Raw genomic sequence first — 18,193 nt, 5'->3', positions numbered from 1 at the left:
TATATATTTCATGAAATTCCTGCTAAATTATAATTGAAATTATTGGTAATGTTTTTATTACAAATAAAAATATCCTACAGTGTAGACTTTTTTCATTTGTCCACACTACAGGATATTTTTTTATTACTATATTTTATGTTCTATGGATGCCTTAATAAATTTCTTAAATAATTGGTGTGGTTTATTAGGTCTAGATTTAAGTTCTGGGTGAAACTGAACCCCAACAAACCAAGGATGATCTTTAATTTCAACTATTTCTACTAATCTTTCATCAGGACTTGTCCCCGTAAACATAAGTCCTGCGTCAGTCATTACTTTTCTATACTGGTTGTTAAATTCATATCTATGTCTATGTCTTTCATATATAACTTCATCACTGTAGGCTTCATAAGCATTAGAATCTTTCGTCAGTTTACAAGGGTATAATCCCAGTCTCATAGTACCACCTTTTTCATCTATATCCTTTTGATCCGGCATAAGGTCTATTACAGGGTACTCCGTCTGCGCATCGATTTCTGAACTATTTGCAGTTTTCAGGCCCACCACATTTCTTGCATATTCTATAACGGCGCACTGCATGCCAAGACATATTCCAAAAAATGGCACTTTATTTTCTCTAGCATATCTTGTTGCCTGAATTTTTCCTTCTATTCCTCTATCTCCAAATCCACCTGGAACCAATATACCATCAACATCTCCAAGTATTTCGTCTGCATTGTCTGAAGTTACGTCGCAAGCATCTACCCATTTAATTTCTACATTAGAGTCATTATAAAGACCTCCATGACTTAATGCCTCAACAACCGAAATATATGCATCATGAAGTTCCACATATTTTCCAACTAATGCTATTTTTACATTTCCAGATAAATTCTTTAATCTATCTACCATGTCTATCCAAGCAGCATTATCTATTTCATTACAATTTAGTTTTAATTTTTTACATACTAGAGTATCTAATCCTTCTTTGTGAAGCATAAGTGGTACTTCATATAAATTATCTGCATCTAAATTTTGAATTACGGAATTTGCTTCTAAATTACAAAACAGACCTATTTTAGCCTTCATATCCTCAGATATTTCCTTTTCTGAGCGGCATACTATTATGTCTGGTTGAATTCCTATACTTCTAAGCTCTTTTACGGAATGTTGAGTAGGTTTCGTTTTAAGCTCTCCTGCTTTTCTCAAATACGGAACTAATGTAACATGGATAAAGCAAGCATTCTCTATTCCTACTTCATATTTTACCTGCCTTATAGCCTCTAAAAACGGTAATGACTCAATATCTCCAACAGTTCCACCAATTTCAGTTATAACAACATCTACATTTTTTTCTTTAGCTACTCTATAAACTCTTTCTTTTATCTCATTAGTTATATGAGGTATTACTTGTACTGTACCGCCTAAATAGTCTCCTCTTCTCTCTTTTGATATAACTGACCAATATACTTTACCCGTAGTTACATTACTGCTCTTGCTTAAATTTTCATCAATAAATCTCTCATAATGTCCTAAATCTAAGTCTGTTTCTGCTCCATCATCTGTAACAAAAACCTCTCCATGTTGGTATGGGCTCATGGTTCCTGGATCTACATTTAAATATGGATCAAATTTTTGTATAGAAACCTTTAAGCCTCTATTCTTTAACAGCCTGCCTAGTGATGCTGCTGTTATTCCTTTACCTAAAGATGAAACTACTCCGCCTGTGACAAATATGTACTTAGTACTCATAATTATTCCTCCTAATGTTTTGATACTTACTGCGAATTGTTTGTTTTTAACCTGGTTATTATTGTTAATACCTTGTTATGTAAAGTTTTACCTAATCGTTTTATAAAAATAGCTTGACAGATGTTGTTTTTAAATCTATAATAGAAATTACCCTATAAATAGAATAATAAAGTAAAATGGTATTTTTATTTTCAAAAACAATATTAACATCTTATCACACTTTTTTGTCATTAACCAGTGTTTTTTGTGGTTTTCTTTTTTTTGGGAGAGTTTTTTTACAAAACTCTTTATGTTTATATTTATAAGTCTAATATTTCAAACCCTATAATAACTTAAATAAAGGCTACGTTCTGTATAGAACATAGCCTTTCCAACTATTGTGCCTTAATACTAATTTTTAAAGTTGTACTTAAAATCTGTTGATTTCCTATTATCATATCATAATCAATAAATACATCTCCGCCATTATTATCTACATTCATTTTTAATTCCCTAGTATCCACAGTTAAATCTAGCGCACCATGAGGTGTATTATATAAAGTTAAGTCTCTTCCATATTTTTTAAACTTCATTTCTGTATTAGTAGTTCCAGTTCTTATAAGTGTAAAATGTTCTTCATCTATTTTTAATGTAGTGGTAGTTCCCTTCATTCCTGAAATTTCTGTCTCTTCATATACTGCATAGTAACAATTATCTTTTTTGTAAAATTCTCCAGGTGTCACCACCTCAATTGCATCACCATCATCTTCACCGTCAGCTTGTTTGCTAACAATTGAAATCACTGCATTTTTCTTCATAACCCTACTCCTCACTAATTTAAAATATATTTATTTATTTGTTCGTCGGTTGCTGGTTTCACGTCTATTGATTTATCTAAAGCATTACCATATTTCCCATATTTAATAGATATAAGTTTGCCGTCCTTACCTTTACAATATCGCCCTGAAACCTTAGCTGCAAATTCTATATCTTCATCTGTGGATTTTCCTATTATAACAACAGTAGATCCATTATAATCCACAGGTAAAAACATTAAATCTTGTTCGGTTAAAAACTGTTCTAATAACTGCCCCTCTTCCTCTGTTCTGGAGGATATTATCTTAGCATCTTTAGTTATTCTAAAGTGCCTTCCTATTTTAAGTAATTCAAGATCTCTTTTAGATGTGTCTTTATTATGCTCTAGCAATTCCTTAAGCCTCACAGAATAACTAGGTTCAGTAAGTTTACATCCACCAGCAGGTGATGGGTAATCTATAATCCCCCATTTTTCTGCTAATTCCATTTGAACTTTTCTATTTCTTCCTTTTATATCCATAAGAGCTTCTCTATCTATTAACCCATCTATCTCCATTTCAGTTAGATTAAGATTCTTAGCTGATAGCGGCCTTAGTATTTTTTTCCCTATACCAGATTCATTTTTCACAATATCTAGTGCTGATCTATTTTGAGACATAGGTCTTTGATTTAAAACTTCTCCGGTTATAATAAAGTCCGCATGAAATTTTTCCAGTAAGTCTCCACAATATCTCATCATCATAGCATGACAATCTATACATGGATTCATATTTTTACCATATCCATGTTTTGGATCCTTTAGCATGCTGAAATGTTCCTCTGAAAAATCTACAACTACTAAGGGTATATCTATTTGTTTAACCATATCCAATGCATTCTTCTCATTAAAAAAATACGATTTAAAGCATATTCCTATAACTTCTATGCCTTGATCTTTCACAAGTTTTGCTGCCAGTATACTATCCAGGCCTCCGGAAATCATAGCTAAAGCTGTTGTCATAAAACCTTATCCTCTCCTGGTTGTATTTTACTCGATACTAATAAAATAGATTTAACCCTATATAAGGGATTATCAAATAAGTAACTACTATTTATTATTTCTTTCTATAGCAAGTTCAATAAGTTCATCAATAAGCACACCAAAATTTTTTCCTGTGGCTTGCCACATTTTAGGATACATACTTATTTTAGTAAAACCTGGTATAGTATTAACCTCATTTAAATAAACATCTTCAGTTTCTTTATCTACTAGAAAATCCACTCTTGCCATGCCAGCGCAATCTAGTATTCTATAAATTTTTATAGCTTGCTGTTTAATATCTTCTAGCTTAGATTCGCTAAGTAACGCAGGTATTAAAAGCTTAGATGCTTCACTTTTATATTTAGCTTCATAGTCATAAAATTCTTTGGCTGGTATTACTTCCCCTGGCACGGATGCCTCTGGGTAATCATTTCCTAGTACTGCCACTTCTATTTCTCTTGCATTTATAGCCTTCTCAACCAGAATTTTTCTATCATACTTTAAAGCTTGTTCTACTCCAAATATTAATTCTTCTCTATTATGAGCTTTGGTTATCCCTACAGACGAGCCACTATTAGAAGGCTTAATAAATACTGCATAACCAAGCTTTTTTTCTATATTCTCTATTAATATATCTTTATTTTTTACATATTCATGTGCATTAACCACTACATAATCCGCTTGTTTTATATTGAAATTTTCTAATAAATATTTTGTATAGACTTTGTCCATACAAATAGCGGAAGACATTACCCCAGGCCCAACACATGGAACATCCAATAATTTACACATGCCTTGAATAGTACCATCTTCTCCAAATAGTCCATGCAATACTGGAAATACTACATCTACTTCCTTATTGAATAAAATCTTTTGACCCTGTGGAACTTTAAAAAATTGGTCCTTTTCCCATTCTCCGCTCTCTATCTTATCTATTTTACCAGTGTATTCAAACCATGACCCATCTCTTGTTATTCCTATAGGATATAAATCATATTTTGTTATATCTATATTTTTTAGCACTGATGTTGCTGATACTCTAGAAACCTCATGTTCGGTAGACTGTCCACCGAATAATACTGCAACTTTCTTTTTCATTTATAATCTCTCCTTATAACCATAATAACTATTTTATGAATAATAAAAACATACGTGAACTAAATAAATTTACTATATTATATCATTTTTATCTATTACTTTGTATTTTAATTCTAATATCTAAATTGTAATTTTAAACAATTTCCATAATAACATCACTATAAATTATAAAGGTAATTTATAATTTATTCAATAGAAGAGAGGATATATATGCACTTTACGCAATATATCCTCTCTTAACCCAATGAATACCGTATGTTTAACCTATTAGTTAATATTTTCCTAAATAGTTAATTTGCCATTAGGAGTATCTATTATTTCCATAATTCTTTGTTCATACCCAGTACTGGCGTTAATATATACAATAAAACTTTTCTCCTTATATGAGCCTAAAAATTCATAACACAAAACTTCTTTATTAGTCTCAGTGGGTATAATAACTAAACTGATTTTACTTATTTTCAAACGTTTTCCAACTTTTTCTTGGGCTTTTGCTATAGTTATTTTTGGTGTAGCTATTTCTCTTTTTTCAACATGAGACACTAGAAACTTTTCAGATTCAATTCCTATAATACTACCATCATCTAGTGCAATTTTGAGCTTTACTTGATCTGGGTAAATAGCTATTTCTCCTTGATTATATACATAACTAACTACCGCTGTATTATCATAATTAAGAGTATATGTAGGCTGCATGTTTTTATATCCTAACTTTCCAATAAATACGCTTCCGCCTTCTATAGCCTTATTAATATCTAAAGTTTTCTTTCCTATAGGCCTACTATCCAACAAATATACTATTTTGCCTCCATTTTTGCTTACTTCTATTACAGTTTTTGCCTGATTTTCATCTCGCCCTTTAAATGTTATATAAAAAGTATAGGAAGGTATTCTTGTTTTCCCTGGAACTGCTTTATTTTCGATACTTGTAATTTTATCTTCTCCAAATATATTTTTTACTGTTTGCATTGCCTCTTTTTCGCTTACTTGCTTTTGAGTCATTATTTTAGGCTTTATTTCTATTGTATTATCAGAAAAAGGTCCATCATAAATTAATGCAGGATATTGAACTACTTGTTTTTGTATTCCCTTAAATTTCTCAGTCACAAGGTCATCCCCTACCTTTGCAAATACCCCCGTACTTTTCCTTCTAATCTCTCCCCACTTAACTTTGCCGTCATTTATATCAGAAAGAACTCCATTTAATTGCTCCTGGAGAGTATAAGATTGTTTCTCTAGTTCGTCAATTAATCCATACTGCTTATCATTAAGATCCTTGCCTTCCGAGGCTGCTATTGAAAGTGTATAACAAAAATCTCCTACTTGAGTTAAAAACTGGCTAGTATCTCCAACAACCTCTTGATCTATTGGCAGTGAATGCAATTTATCATTTGCAGTAGCAGAATATCTGAAAATCTCTTCGAAAACTACTATGCTCTGCTCTCTAGACCCAACAATAGCAGCTTTGCCAAGATTTATTCTTATATTTTGTACAGAGCTAATAAGTTCATACATATTTTTACTGTATTGACCTTGAAGATAATTTCTATAATCTAATCTCTCCAAAAACATTAGTATAGCAAACGTTGTTGAAAACACAACAATTATAGTTACAGCACTTGTATACAATATTCTTTTCTTTATCATTTTCATATATTTTCCTCCTAGTAGCGTTCTATATATTCTTTTCAACTAAATAATTCATTAAAAAATTCTACTAGTTTAAATTTAACAATTATTTTTTTGTTATTTATGGTGTTATCCACCATTTTATATTCATCTTCTGATAATACTTGCTTCATTTTGCTCTCGGTTTTTTGGTAAGATACATTTCCCTTTGTAATATCTACAAAACATAAAGGTGGGAACATAACACACCACCAATTTTGGCCACTGCCACTTCCAATAACTATTCTGTAGGCTTCGTATTTTCCTTGAGGCAAAGTTATGTTTCCATAAGTTTTAACCGGAAAATACTCCTGCGAAAGTGTTGTAATTACTGAATATTTAAACCCATTTTTGTTTATAATGCCTTGAGCAATTTTTTTAATATTTTTATCTTCGCTATTTATAATTTCTCTTGACTCCTCTATATTTTTGCAATTCACAAGTTTTGGTGATACATATTTTAAAACAGAATCTCTTACTTTTAATTTTAATTCTTGATCTATTTTATCATCACTATTAGCTATTACGTGAAACCTTATAAGTTTACTAGCGATATCACTTTGAGTAGCTTTTGTAGCTACACTACCGCCATTTAAGGCTATAGAAATTATAATAATTATAGTAATACTTGTTAATATAATTTTTTTCAATGTTATCCCCCCTGAATACAATGATTTATATTAAGATTATTACCACATTATGTAATTGTATTCACTGAACTGATCCAATTCTTCTTATTTCAGTTCTAACAGTAACCTTAACAATTGCATTTTTATATTTTTCTAACCAATCCTTCTCTATTTTATTCCATAATTTAGGTTTAAACTTCTCAATATATTCGCGAACGCCAAATGGATCTACTTCAAATTCGCCTTTAGCGGTTTGCATGATTTTTTCACACTCATCACTAATTGAGGTATTAAAAGTATTCTGCAAACTTTGTAGCTCTTCTTTTCCCAGTATTTTTTTACCTACATAATATCCATTTATCTGCCCTTCAAGTCCTAAATCTATATTGATTAACAACTTACCCCCTTTTTCCTCCACCCTCATTTTCCTTTCATATCCGTTAATTATATAATCAATAGGGTGTCCATCAATGTATATAACTTTTTTCCCAATGTTAAACTTGTCACTTAGCAATTGGATATCCATTAATTCTACGGGGGTGAAATATCCTTTTAATTCATAATCTTTAATTATAGCAGCACCAGTCAAAATCAATTCATTTTTTTCCTTTTCTAAAGTTATTCTAGGTAGCAGCACATTCCCATTTTCACTTAAAAGAATAAGAAATTCATTTAAATTTATGCTCATAATCCTAGAATTTCTTTTACTATTGGCCATAAGTCCAGAAATATAATATCCAGCACTGTTTTCTGTCATAGGTTTAAATTTTATATAGTCTTCAGCTTTACCGTCCGATACAACAATATCCATCATCCTATTTATTTTAGGATTTCGCTCTAGATAATCAACTATCTCTTTAACAGTATCTTTATGCTCTAATAAGTTGCTACTTAATATTAATAGCTTAACATGGCCCATATATATGTCTCTACTACTTTTAGCCATAGCTTCTGAGGATGCATCTTCCATAGAATAAGCTTCAGTATTAATAAATTTTTCCTGCGCACTTCCACCTTTCCCCGCCCCTAACATGCTCATATCTGGAAATCCATAAGTTACATTAATTTTTTTAATTTGCCCCTCAGAAAAGGAATCTTTTGGATTAATACTTTTTAATTCCTTTTCTTTACCAATATCTTGTCCTGTGTCAACAGCTATAGTTGATATAAAATTAAGCCTATCTATTTCTACCTTATCCCAACATCCACTAAATAAAACACAACTTAAGATAATGAGTAAACCCATCTTAAATTTCATCTGTACTTTTCCATCTCCTTTTCTCTTTTCTTTTACCTTTAGCTTTACCCACGATTAGGATAAATACAGGCAAAATTACAAAAACAAATATACCAGTTAATAAAACTGGGGTCGTTTTAAATTTCAAATTATATACTTCTGCTATATTTTCTGGATATAATGCTGTGGCATAAATAATAGGCATCATTAAAAGTGAAGATATTTTAATATCCTTCAATTTAAATATATTTTTTACAATCTCGCTGGAAAAAAAATAAGTATTAACAAAAGTAGTGAAATAAAAAAGTATCCAAAGCGCCATTACTATCCCTTCCCAGCGTTCTACAAATGTTCCTGGTATATATAAAGACCTTATCATAGAAATAGTTGGCCACAATAAGATCCTACCTTGAACTTTAGAGAACACAGCTAAAACAAGCACCGTTATAGTAATGTAAAAAATCGCTACAAACATAATGCTCTTTCTTAAAACACTGAATGCGTTTTTCTTTTTTTTAACATAGGGAAGAATAAGATATGCTATTTCAAATCCTCCAAAGCATAAAAGTGCATATCTAGAAGCACTAAAATAATTAGAGGGTTTATTATTTAACACTGGTAGTAAATTTGTAAAATCTGCATTTATTGCGATAAGTATGAACACTGCAAATGCTGGTATGAACATAATCCAGAAAGAAATTTCATTAAACTTAACTACATCACCTATTTCACCTCTAACTAAGTAGTTTCCTGCTAAAATAGTTGTCATTAAAATAAATTCTGTGGGAGTCTGCCTTAATAAAAATAGTCTAATTACTTCAACAAACTCTCTCATCCCTAGAGAAACTATAAATATACTATAAATTGCAAAGATAATAGCAAATAGTCCTCCAAATAATTTTCCAAAATTATTCTGTAATATATTTGTAAAATCCTCAAAATCATTTTTTTTCATAACCAAATATATAAGATACAGTAATAAAAAAATTACTATCCCCGAAGCTAAAGTAACTATCCAAGCATCACTACCTACTTTATCTATGATATCCTTTGGGGATGAAAATATTCCTATACCTACAATGGTCACCACAACAGTGGTAAATAGCCCAAAATCTCCAATTATTTTTTTGTCTCTCATAATATTTCCCTCCACATAAAAGATGATACATTATTTTTGTCTTATTTTATCCCCCGTTTTCATGTATTTAGGTCTTTCTTTTAGCTCAGATATAGGTGCTCTAATATACATATCTTTAAAATCCGCAAAATTAGTATTCACCGCTGGTGCTAAGTAAGGTATTCCAAAGCTTTTCATTCTAACTAGATGAATGAGAAGTATAATAAGTCCCATGACTATCCCATAAAGGCCTACAATGGCTGAAGCGATGATAAGAAGAAATCGTACAAGTCTAAGCGCTGTAGTAACTTCATAATTAGGGGATATAAACGTAGTAATAGCAGTAATTGCCACAATAATTATCATAATAGGACTAACTATTCCTGCACTTACTGCAGCTTGCCCTATAACAAGCCCACCTACAATGCCAATAGTAGCCCCGATGGGCCTTGGCAGCCTAACTACAGCCTCCATAAGAAGAGCTAAAAACAATTCCATAATAATAGCTTCTACAAATGCAGGAAATGGCACTCCTTCCCTAGAAGCTGCTATAGAATAAGCCAATTTAGTAGGTATTATATCTGGTTGAAAAGAGGTAATTGCTACATAAAGCGCTGGTGCCGTCAGCGAAACGATTATAGAAATCATCCTAATAAATCTAATCATAGAACTATGCATCCATCTTTGATAATAATCATCTGGTGATTGAAATAAATTAGGCAGAGTAGTTGGAACAATAATTGCAAAAGGAGAATTATCTACAACCACCGCTACTCTGCCTTCGTATAAAGCTGCCGCTACTACATCTGGCCTCTCTGTACTTTGTATTTGAGGGAAGGGTGAATATTTATTATCCTCTATTAATTGTTCAATGTAAGCACTGTCAAAGACTACATCAATATTTATTTTATCTATTCTATCCTCAAGTTCCTCAAGTACTGTCTTATTGACTATATCTTCAATGTACATAATAACCATATCAGTTTTTGATCTAGTTCCTATTGTTGTAGCTTTAATTCTTAACCTTGTATCTCTAATTCGCCTTCTAATCAATGCAGTGTTGAATCTTATAGTTTCTGTAAGACCATCTCTTGCTCCCCTAATTACAGTTTCACTAGATGGGTCTCCTACCCCTCTAGCAGGCCAAAAACGTGTTGCAACAACATAGGCACAGTCTAACCCATCTATAAACATTAATGTATCTCCAGCAAGGGCAGAATTAACTCCTTCACTTAATTCTTTTACTTCGTGCATATCTGTCACTGCTAGTATTTCGTCTTTTATTTGCTTAACATCCTCCACACCTTTTGAACATAACATTAATGGTTCTAAAACATAATGATCTAATAGTAGCTTATCCGCCATCCCATCAATATAAACTAGTGCTGCTTTCCGTTCTCCAACATTAAAAACTCTAAAAATAACATCGGAGTTATCTTCCAAAAGTTCTTTTAAATATTCTATGTTTTTTTCTGCATTAAGCTGGATCTTATCATCAATTATCTCTTTCATAGTCTTCACATCCTTATATATAAATAATTGGGTTTAAGCTATAACTGTTCAGATTCATTTAAGCCATAGCCTTAAATGATGAAATTCAGTTAAAATATGGACCTTAGCATAAATAAAATAATTGCTATAATAATTGCAAGTGAACCTAAGATGCGTGCTTTTTTACTAGTACTGTCATCACCTGATTTTTTGAAGTTTTTTGCGTCTATAATAACTACTACTGAACCCTGAATTACCATCATCGATAAAAAGTACACATCAAATAAATTTAAGATTTTCATTGTTTTTCTCCTTGTTTTAGTAAATTCATTTTACTTCTTAAACTAGTTTTAACGACACTGATAAAAAATATTCATTTAAATGTAGCTTATATTTCTCCCATTCTGAACGCAAAAAACAAGAACGTGAAAAAGCCACAAAGGTTTTTCCACGTTCTCATATTTAAATACAAAATCATTACTAAATCGTTCTTGTTATGTATACTTCTTTATATTGGGTCTTAAATTTATCATAACATCTTTGCGCTTTTAACATATCATCAAAAAAAGCAAATATTGTAGGGCCACTTCCACTCATCATTGCGCCCATTGCACCCATCCTAACCATATCTTCTTTTATTCTTTTTAAAACTGGGTATTTTCTTAATGTAACATTTTCGAGCAAATTTTTCATCCCGCTGCATACAGCCTCTAATTTTTCTTCTTCCATAGCTTTTATTAATGCTTCTGTATTAGGATGCTTAAAGATCTTATTAATATCTAAGTTCTTATAAACCTCTTTAGTTGATACTCCAAAATTAGGTTTAACCAATACTAAAATTTGATTTTTAAAAGGTGCTAGTGGAGTAATAATATCTCCTATTCCTTCGCATAAGGCCGTTCCTCCCATTATGCAATAAGGAACGTCTGCACCAATTTTTATGCCTAAATTCATAAGTTCATTGTCATCTACCTCTATTTCAAATACCTGTCTCAATGCTTTAAAAACAGCAGCGGCATCTGCACTTCCACCTGCCATACCCGCAGCTACTGGAATATTTTTCTTAAGATATATATTTATACCCTCGTGAATATCATAAGTATCAATAAAAAGTTTTGCAGCTTTATATACTAAATTCTTCTCATCCGTAGGTATGTATGGTTTATTACAACTTATATTAATACCCTTATTACATTTTTGAAAGGACATAGAATCATATAAATCTACATTTTGCATAATCATTTTAAGTAAATGATATCCATCTTCTCTTTTACCTACTATATCTAAAGATATATTTATTTTTCCATAAGCTTTTACTAACATAATTTTCCTCCAACTTTTTATTAGGAATCCACTAAGGTGGCTTTATCCAACAAGACGGCTTAACCCACTAAAATGGCTTAACTAACAACTTATTAGCCAATAATTGTTTAGTCACCCTTAGGAATTCAGAGGCTTATATAAGATGAGCCTTTTCTTGTGAAATATTGTTAATAAAATTAGTATATTACAACAAATTTAATATTGCTACATATAATTTAAAATAAGGTACATGTAAATAAATAACAAGTCAATATACTAGTATATCAACTTGTTATTCTTTTACATCCACCTATATAATTATTCTACCTGGTATTATAAGTTTTTGTGAAACTTTTATAACATTAGGATCTTCTATTTGGTTGACTCTTGCAACTTCTTGCATAGTAGTATTATACTTTTTAGCAATTTTCCACAATGTATCCCCTGATTGCACTACATAAATAGTAATACTAGCTGTTTTCTTAGGTGCTTCACCTTCTATAGGATAAACATCAACTAAAAATTTCTTTTGTACCATATAGTTAACTCTTGCATATACTTTCACTACAGCTCTAACTGATATATTTCCTGCCTCAATATCTGCATTTATATTTTCAAGAGCTACCTTACACACACTGCTCATATTTATCTTAGTTCCTAATATTTCAGCACCACAGGTAAACGGAATCTCCTCAGACACAGCTGAAAGATATCTTTCTTCATCGTCGCTTCTATATAGTACGGTTACATTCATTATGCCTTCAATTATAACCTTATCTTCAATAACTTTTTTATCTGTTACAGAGACGCTGGCATTACACATAATAACCTTGCTTGGCTTTGCCATATTACTATCTAGTTCTATATCTCCCTTAACCAAGGTCTCAGTTAATAATTGTCCTTGCATTACATTAAGTACGTAGTCTTTTTTATCCATCTCAAGCTTTGTAGTTGGTGAATATATATCTTCAATCATGTCCACTTCTTCTTTGTGCATAGCCCTTGTATTTGTTTTTATTAAAAATTCTACATCAATAATTCGTTTTTCCCCTAAGTCATCTTCCTTAATGTCAAAATCCATAGCATCTACAGTAAAGTCTGTATAATTATCCATGTAAGGATTTACATCCTCAAAGTCTAGCTCTTTATTTAACATAACTTCCTGCTCAATATAACTTAATTCTCTGCTATCTGTTCCCTTATATATCATATTAACACATGCAAAAGCATTAATTGAAATTTTTCCATCGTACAGCTTTACTTCTTTCTTATGAATATTAACATCACATTTTATAATTTTAGCAATTTCTGGTTTCTCCATAGGAATTTTAATATTAGCTTTCCCAATTAGTTCACCATTAAAGCTTCTTATAACTTTATCTATGCTAGTAGGATTCTTTAGATATTGAACATCCTTCACAGCTTCAATATCTTTAACTATTTCAAAATTAAAATTTTTATATACTTCAGATTTTAATTTTAGGATACCTTCTAAACATATTTTTCTCTCATTAATTATCCTACACTCCATATGTTCTACAAAACACTCAGCATCACAAAGCATTTCAGGTTTAGCACCCATTATATCAATTGTATTTGAAAACTTGGAACTATATATAACATTTTCCATATCAGTCCGTTCTTGATCTTTTGTCATATAAAGTACATTGTATTGAATTTGTCCCTCTAAATATACCTTATCTTGAATTATTTCTTTAGAGTTTATAAGAGCTTTAACATCTAGCATAAGAATTTCTCTAACATCTGGATGAGTATCTGGTATTACATATTCTTCTTTTACTACTGTATCAGCAGTATTTTCTCCTAGCAGTTGTTCATACTCTATATTTTCTCTTATTAAATTTATCTCCATACTATACCTCCTTGTATTTCTATTGGGGTAGCATTTATGAACTGCCACCCTCCTAAAATACTAACTATTAATATATATAGAAATAGTAAAGAAAATATGATATTTGATATTTTTATTCGTATTGCAAAATTCCTCATATTCTTTAATTTTCAAAAAATTAAAGCACATATTTTGTAAAATGCATTGTTTTTAATGTTCACATGCACTTTATTTAATATATGCCTTGTTAATTTCATATTCATAAAATCAATTTATAAATTTAAAAAACGATACCATGGTACAGTATCGTTTTATCCTGCAAAAACTATTTGAACTGTTTTTGTCAAAACATCTGAATAACTATATGTCACAGTCCTGTGGGTGTCATTTTCTAATCTAATAACAAAAATACTTGTATATGTCTTTTCAATAACTCCATTATCCACAAGAATTTTTCGTCTTCCACCATTTGCTTTTAATGTTACTCTTTCGCCAACATGACTTTCAATTTCATCTTTTATTGAAGTCAATACATTAATCTGTTCCACAGTAAACACCTTCTCTCCACATTATACATTATACACGGTTTATTTATTTTTGTCAAGTAAGCTAATTATTTTATCACTAATATAACAATTTTGTCAATGTTAATTTTATGTTAACAAAATGCATTTTTACAGATTATTCGGCACAGAATTGATTTTTCTCCCTTTTATGAACTCTAACATTGTAAACCAAGAATATATCCTAATTATATAACATTTTACATACTGCCTTTTATAGTATCTCCCTTAATTATATATATATTCAGTTTTAGAAACAAATACCCCATACAAAATATGGGGTATTTGTCTATATATACTGTGATTTAGGGAATCCTTCTCTGTATTTTCCTCTAGTTTGAAGGCCTCCTATACCTTTGAGGCCTGTTATAGTATTTTGTATAACATCTTCTATAGCTACAACATTTTCCACATTTGTATAAGCTATCTTCTCTGCTACTAGAACAGGATCCAAACAATGAATTAAGACGCGATTTGGAGAAGAAGCAAAATTGGCACCAGCATCTAAAATTGCCTCATAACAAGATTGGCAAGCTCCTGCGAATATAACTAAATCATCATAGTTACTATTATAAGATCTAAGAGCTATAACAGACTCCACAAAGTACTTTGAATTTCTGTAACTGTTTAAACTTATATAATCAGTTACTCCTTTTACCATACCATCATGACCTGTAATTACTACTATATCTGGTTTAACTTCTTTAACTAAATTTACTATTTCATTAGGTTGATCCTTTTCAGATATTACCTTACCTACTGCATCTAAAGATAGCTGTTTATATGTTTTCAGACAAACTTCTAGATATTCTGGGTCTCCATCAACATGTAGTATTTTGCCTGGTCTTCCAAAAACCATATCTTTATTTTTATATTCTTTGTATTCCTTGTACTTTTCTTGTTTCGATTGCATCTCTTTGATTTTACCATTAATATCTATAGCACCTGCTCTATCTCCCCTATTTCCTTTAACCCTATTCACTAATATCCTCTTGATTGCCGTATTTACTTTTTTATTAAAAACCTTATCGATTTCGCCAATATTATTTTCTGATACTAATTCTAAATCCTCAACTAGAGAGTCTGCTTCAATTCTTAAATTTATTCCCTTAAGTAAATACACATCAGTATTATCTACATGCATAACATCTATTATTTTAAAGGTAATGTCACCACCATAGGATTTTCTTACTACAATGTCGCCTATTTGCATAATATCATCTCCATATTCAAACTCATAATATATATTATGGAAATGTACACAATAGGTGAAAGTAAAAAAGTTATGTAAACATTATATCTACATAACTTTATTAAACAATCTGGTACATACTATTTATAAACTGATATATATTATTTATAGCATACTGACTGCTACCTTTGATTGAAGACTTTCTTATAATCTTCAATAAATGCCATGCTCTTTTCTTTTTCAGAAATTAACTCCTCCATCTTCTTGTTAAAGGTATTTTGAATCCAGGTAACTTCATTATAATAATATCTGTTACAAAGCCTCCAGTATCGCTGTGGAAATACTAAAAATGCATATATGAGCCTGTACTCTTCTTCTAACAGAGGATTTACACTACTATATGCCTGGAGTATTATTTCAGCATATCTTATGTCCCAATCCTGCTTCTTAAGCACTTTTATCAAAAAATTAGATAGATCAAATGCTTTTACTTCTCTTTTGCAATAATCAAAATCAATTATATTAACATCATTATTTTTATCAATAATTATATTATGATGCGTATAATCATGGTGGCAAAAACCTTTTTCATCTTCTGTTTGCCTGCATATATCAAAATACATAGAATCATCGAGTATTGCCATAGCTCTTTTTGCTAATTCCTTTTGATCCTCATAACTCTTGATATAATTAATATCAAAATCTGTTTTAAAATTTTTCTTTTTTCTAATCATGTCTTTCATTTTATCAAAAGACTTTATTCGTTTTTCCATTAAATGTGGCCATCTACCAAGATCCGTCTTTAGCTTACTATTGTCTGGCGGCTCATATCCCTTAGATGCAATATGCATATAGGCTAATTTTTTTGCAGCTTCCACTAAATCATCCTCATTATGAAAATCACACTCCCTACCATCTATCCAAGACGATAATGTATAAATATCTTCATTAACTAAGGCGTAAGGATTTCCTTCAGTATTCAAAAAATACCTATCCACCTTGTCAAATCCATTATTTGCAAGATGTTCTTTGGCTCCATATACAAACAAAAGTTTTTGTGTTCCGTAATTGATTTTCTTTAGGCACTTATTTCCATCATTTGTCTTCAAGAAATATACCCCCTTATTGGGACGTATACTTTCTATTTTAATACCATATTGTCTTTCAATTTCAAATTCCCTCATCATGTTACTCATCCCCCCCCTTTATAATTTATATTACCAATATTTTTTTTTAGAATATATTCTTATATTATTTAATAACATTTATTCGTTCTTTTAATATAATGAAGTATATTCACATATTAAATCAGTCTTTAAGGAGTCTTAAAATGAGAATTGGAATTGACGCTAGAGCTGCAAAATGGTACAGGGGAACTGGTATAGGAACTTATTGTTACCAACTAATTCACTCTTTAAATAAAATAGATAATTGTAATAATTATTCACTCTTTGTACCTGAAGACTGTAAGCTCGCCATACCCTTTAAAGAAAATTTTCATATTAATAATATTGCGAAAGAAAATCAAAGTAACTTTTGGAATGAAGTGAACATCCCTAACCCATTAATAGACAAATATATAGACATATATCATGTTCCTCAAAATGGTATTGGACTTCCGGATAGCAAAGGCTGCCCCTTTGTTATTACGTTACATGATGTTATCCCCTATAAAATGCCAGATACGGTTGGTGAACAATATCTGAAAATTTTCAATGAAAAAATACCTAATATTATTCCCTTGTGCGATGGAATAATTACTGTGTCAGAATATTCAAAGCAAGATATTATTAAAGCTTTTAACTTTCCAAGCGAAAAAATATATGTTACTTATTTGGCTAGTGAGGATATTTACAGACCTTATAACAAAACTCTTAGCAAAATTATTATTGAAAAGAATTATGCTATTGATGGAGACTATATTCTATATATCGGGGGCTTTAGTCCTAGAAAGAATATTGTTGGATTACTAGAATCATTTAGTCTACTCCTAGCAAAACTAAAAAAAGATATGAAACTTGTAATTGCAGGTAGCAAAGGTAAATCTTATGATATATATAAAAAAAGAGCACAAGATTTGAAGATTGAGGATAAAGTGATTTTCCCAGGCTTTATTTCTATGGACCATATCCCTTTCATGTATAATGCTTGCGAGCTTTTTGTATACCCTTCTTTTTACGAAGGCTTTGGGCTACCCCCAATTGAAGCAATGGCTTGTGGAGTACCTGTAATCGCTTCTAACGTTACCTCTATTCCAGAAATACTGGAAGATTCAGCTTTACTTGTAAATCCATATGACGTTAACGACTTATGTGAAAAAATGTATAACGTGCTTGTTGATAATTCTTTAAAACAATCCCTTATAACTAAAGGGTTAAAAAAAGCATCCACACTAACTTGGGAACATACCGCTGCATCTACCCTAAATGCCTATGAAAATATATTATTGAATAAGTAGCAAAATTTAACCCCCATCATAGTGCTCCTTACACTATAA

16 protein-coding genes are annotated in these 18,193 nt (G+C 30.8%); 1 reads left to right on the top strand and 15 read right to left on the bottom strand.

Annotation, left to right across the window (positions count from 1 at the left end):
• Positions 1-126 precede the first annotated feature (126 nt).
• From pyrG to ACREVU_RS07155, 15 genes are all read right to left on the bottom strand, one after another.
• Positions 127-1,731 carry a CTP synthase gene (gene pyrG / locus ACREVU_RS07225; protein WP_431550940.1) on the bottom strand — a complete coding sequence of 535 codons (1,605 nt, stop codon included), beginning with the start codon at positions 1,729-1,731 and terminating at the stop codon, positions 127-129.
• Positions 1,732-2,105: 374 nt separating this feature from the next.
• Positions 2,106-2,528, bottom strand: coding sequence for a YwiB family protein (locus tag ACREVU_RS07220; protein ID WP_216158319.1), 423 nt, complete (start codon positions 2,526-2,528; stop codon positions 2,106-2,108).
• 14 nt (positions 2,529-2,542) lie between these two features.
• Positions 2,543-3,526: a tRNA 4-thiouridine(8) synthase ThiI gene (locus tag ACREVU_RS07215; protein ID WP_431550939.1), complete on the bottom strand. Its 984-nt coding sequence runs from the start codon at positions 3,524-3,526 to the stop codon at positions 2,543-2,545.
• An 87-nt stretch (positions 3,527-3,613) separates the two neighbouring features.
• Positions 3,614-4,645 carry a D-alanine--D-alanine ligase family protein gene (locus tag ACREVU_RS07210; RefSeq protein WP_431550938.1) on the bottom strand — a complete coding sequence of 344 codons (1,032 nt, stop codon included), beginning with the start codon at positions 4,643-4,645 and terminating at the stop codon, positions 3,614-3,616.
• A gap of 282 nt (positions 4,646-4,927) precedes the next feature.
• Positions 4,928-6,298 (bottom strand): germination protein YpeB, encoded by a 1,371-nt coding sequence (ypeB, locus tag ACREVU_RS07205; protein ID WP_431550937.1) that lies wholly within the window; start codon positions 6,296-6,298, stop codon positions 4,928-4,930.
• A 35-nt stretch (positions 6,299-6,333) separates the two neighbouring features.
• On the bottom strand, positions 6,334-6,963 hold the full coding sequence (spoIIR, locus tag ACREVU_RS07200; RefSeq protein ID WP_431550936.1) for a stage II sporulation protein R: 630 nt from the start codon (positions 6,961-6,963) through the stop codon (positions 6,334-6,336).
• Positions 6,964-7,024: 61 nt separating this feature from the next.
• The gene (locus ACREVU_RS07195; protein WP_431550935.1) at positions 7,025-8,200 is read right to left on the bottom strand and encodes a Ger(x)C family spore germination protein; all 1,176 of its coding nucleotides are present in this window, start codon (positions 8,198-8,200) and stop codon (positions 7,025-7,027) included.
• Positions 8,190-9,317: a GerAB/ArcD/ProY family transporter gene (locus ACREVU_RS07190; protein WP_431550934.1), complete on the bottom strand. Its 1,128-nt coding sequence runs from the start codon at positions 9,315-9,317 to the stop codon at positions 8,190-8,192. Before ACREVU_RS07190 ends, ACREVU_RS07195 begins: the two co-directional genes overlap by 11 nt.
• 30 nt (positions 9,318-9,347) lie before the next feature.
• Positions 9,348-10,808: a spore germination protein gene (locus tag ACREVU_RS07185; protein WP_431550933.1), complete on the bottom strand. Its 1,461-nt coding sequence runs from the start codon at positions 10,806-10,808 to the stop codon at positions 9,348-9,350.
• An 89-nt stretch (positions 10,809-10,897) separates the two neighbouring features.
• Positions 10,898-11,089, bottom strand: a complete 192-nt coding sequence (locus tag ACREVU_RS07180) for a CLC_0170 family protein (protein WP_431550932.1) — start codon at positions 11,087-11,089, stop codon at positions 10,898-10,900.
• 178 nt (positions 11,090-11,267) lie between these two features.
• Positions 11,268-12,110: a 4-(cytidine 5'-diphospho)-2-C-methyl-D-erythritol kinase gene (gene ispE / locus ACREVU_RS07175; protein ID WP_431550931.1), complete on the bottom strand. Its 843-nt coding sequence runs from the start codon at positions 12,108-12,110 to the stop codon at positions 11,268-11,270.
• Positions 12,111-12,399: 289 nt separating this feature from the next.
• The gene (locus ACREVU_RS07170; RefSeq protein WP_431550930.1) at positions 12,400-13,962 is read right to left on the bottom strand and encodes a DUF3794 and LysM peptidoglycan-binding domain-containing protein; all 1,563 of its coding nucleotides are present in this window, start codon (positions 13,960-13,962) and stop codon (positions 12,400-12,402) included.
• A gap of 290 nt (positions 13,963-14,252) precedes the next feature.
• Positions 14,253-14,489, bottom strand: coding sequence for a Veg family protein (locus tag ACREVU_RS07165; RefSeq protein WP_164956945.1), 237 nt, complete (start codon positions 14,487-14,489; stop codon positions 14,253-14,255).
• A gap of 304 nt (positions 14,490-14,793) precedes the next feature.
• Positions 14,794-15,717: a sporulation peptidase YabG gene (gene yabG, locus ACREVU_RS07160; protein ID WP_431550929.1), complete on the bottom strand. Its 924-nt coding sequence runs from the start codon at positions 15,715-15,717 to the stop codon at positions 14,794-14,796.
• 161 nt (positions 15,718-15,878) lie between these two features.
• Positions 15,879-16,883, bottom strand: a complete 1,005-nt coding sequence (locus tag ACREVU_RS07155) for a CotS family spore coat protein (protein ID WP_431550928.1) — start codon at positions 16,881-16,883, stop codon at positions 15,879-15,881.
• A 143-nt stretch (positions 16,884-17,026) separates the two neighbouring features.
• On the opposite strand from ACREVU_RS07155, the gene ACREVU_RS07150 reads away from it, so the two are divergent.
• Entirely contained in the window at positions 17,027-18,154 is a 1,128-nt protein-coding gene (locus ACREVU_RS07150; RefSeq protein WP_431550927.1) for a glycosyltransferase family 4 protein, read from the top strand.
• The last annotated feature ends 39 nt before the right edge of the window (positions 18,155-18,193 follow it).

The sequence above is a fragment of the Clostridium sp. genome (assembly GCF_050717535.1).
GTDB lineage: Bacteria > Bacillota > Clostridia > Clostridiales > Clostridiaceae > Clostridium_AD.
This window is presented reverse-complemented; position numbering and strand designations above follow the sequence as displayed.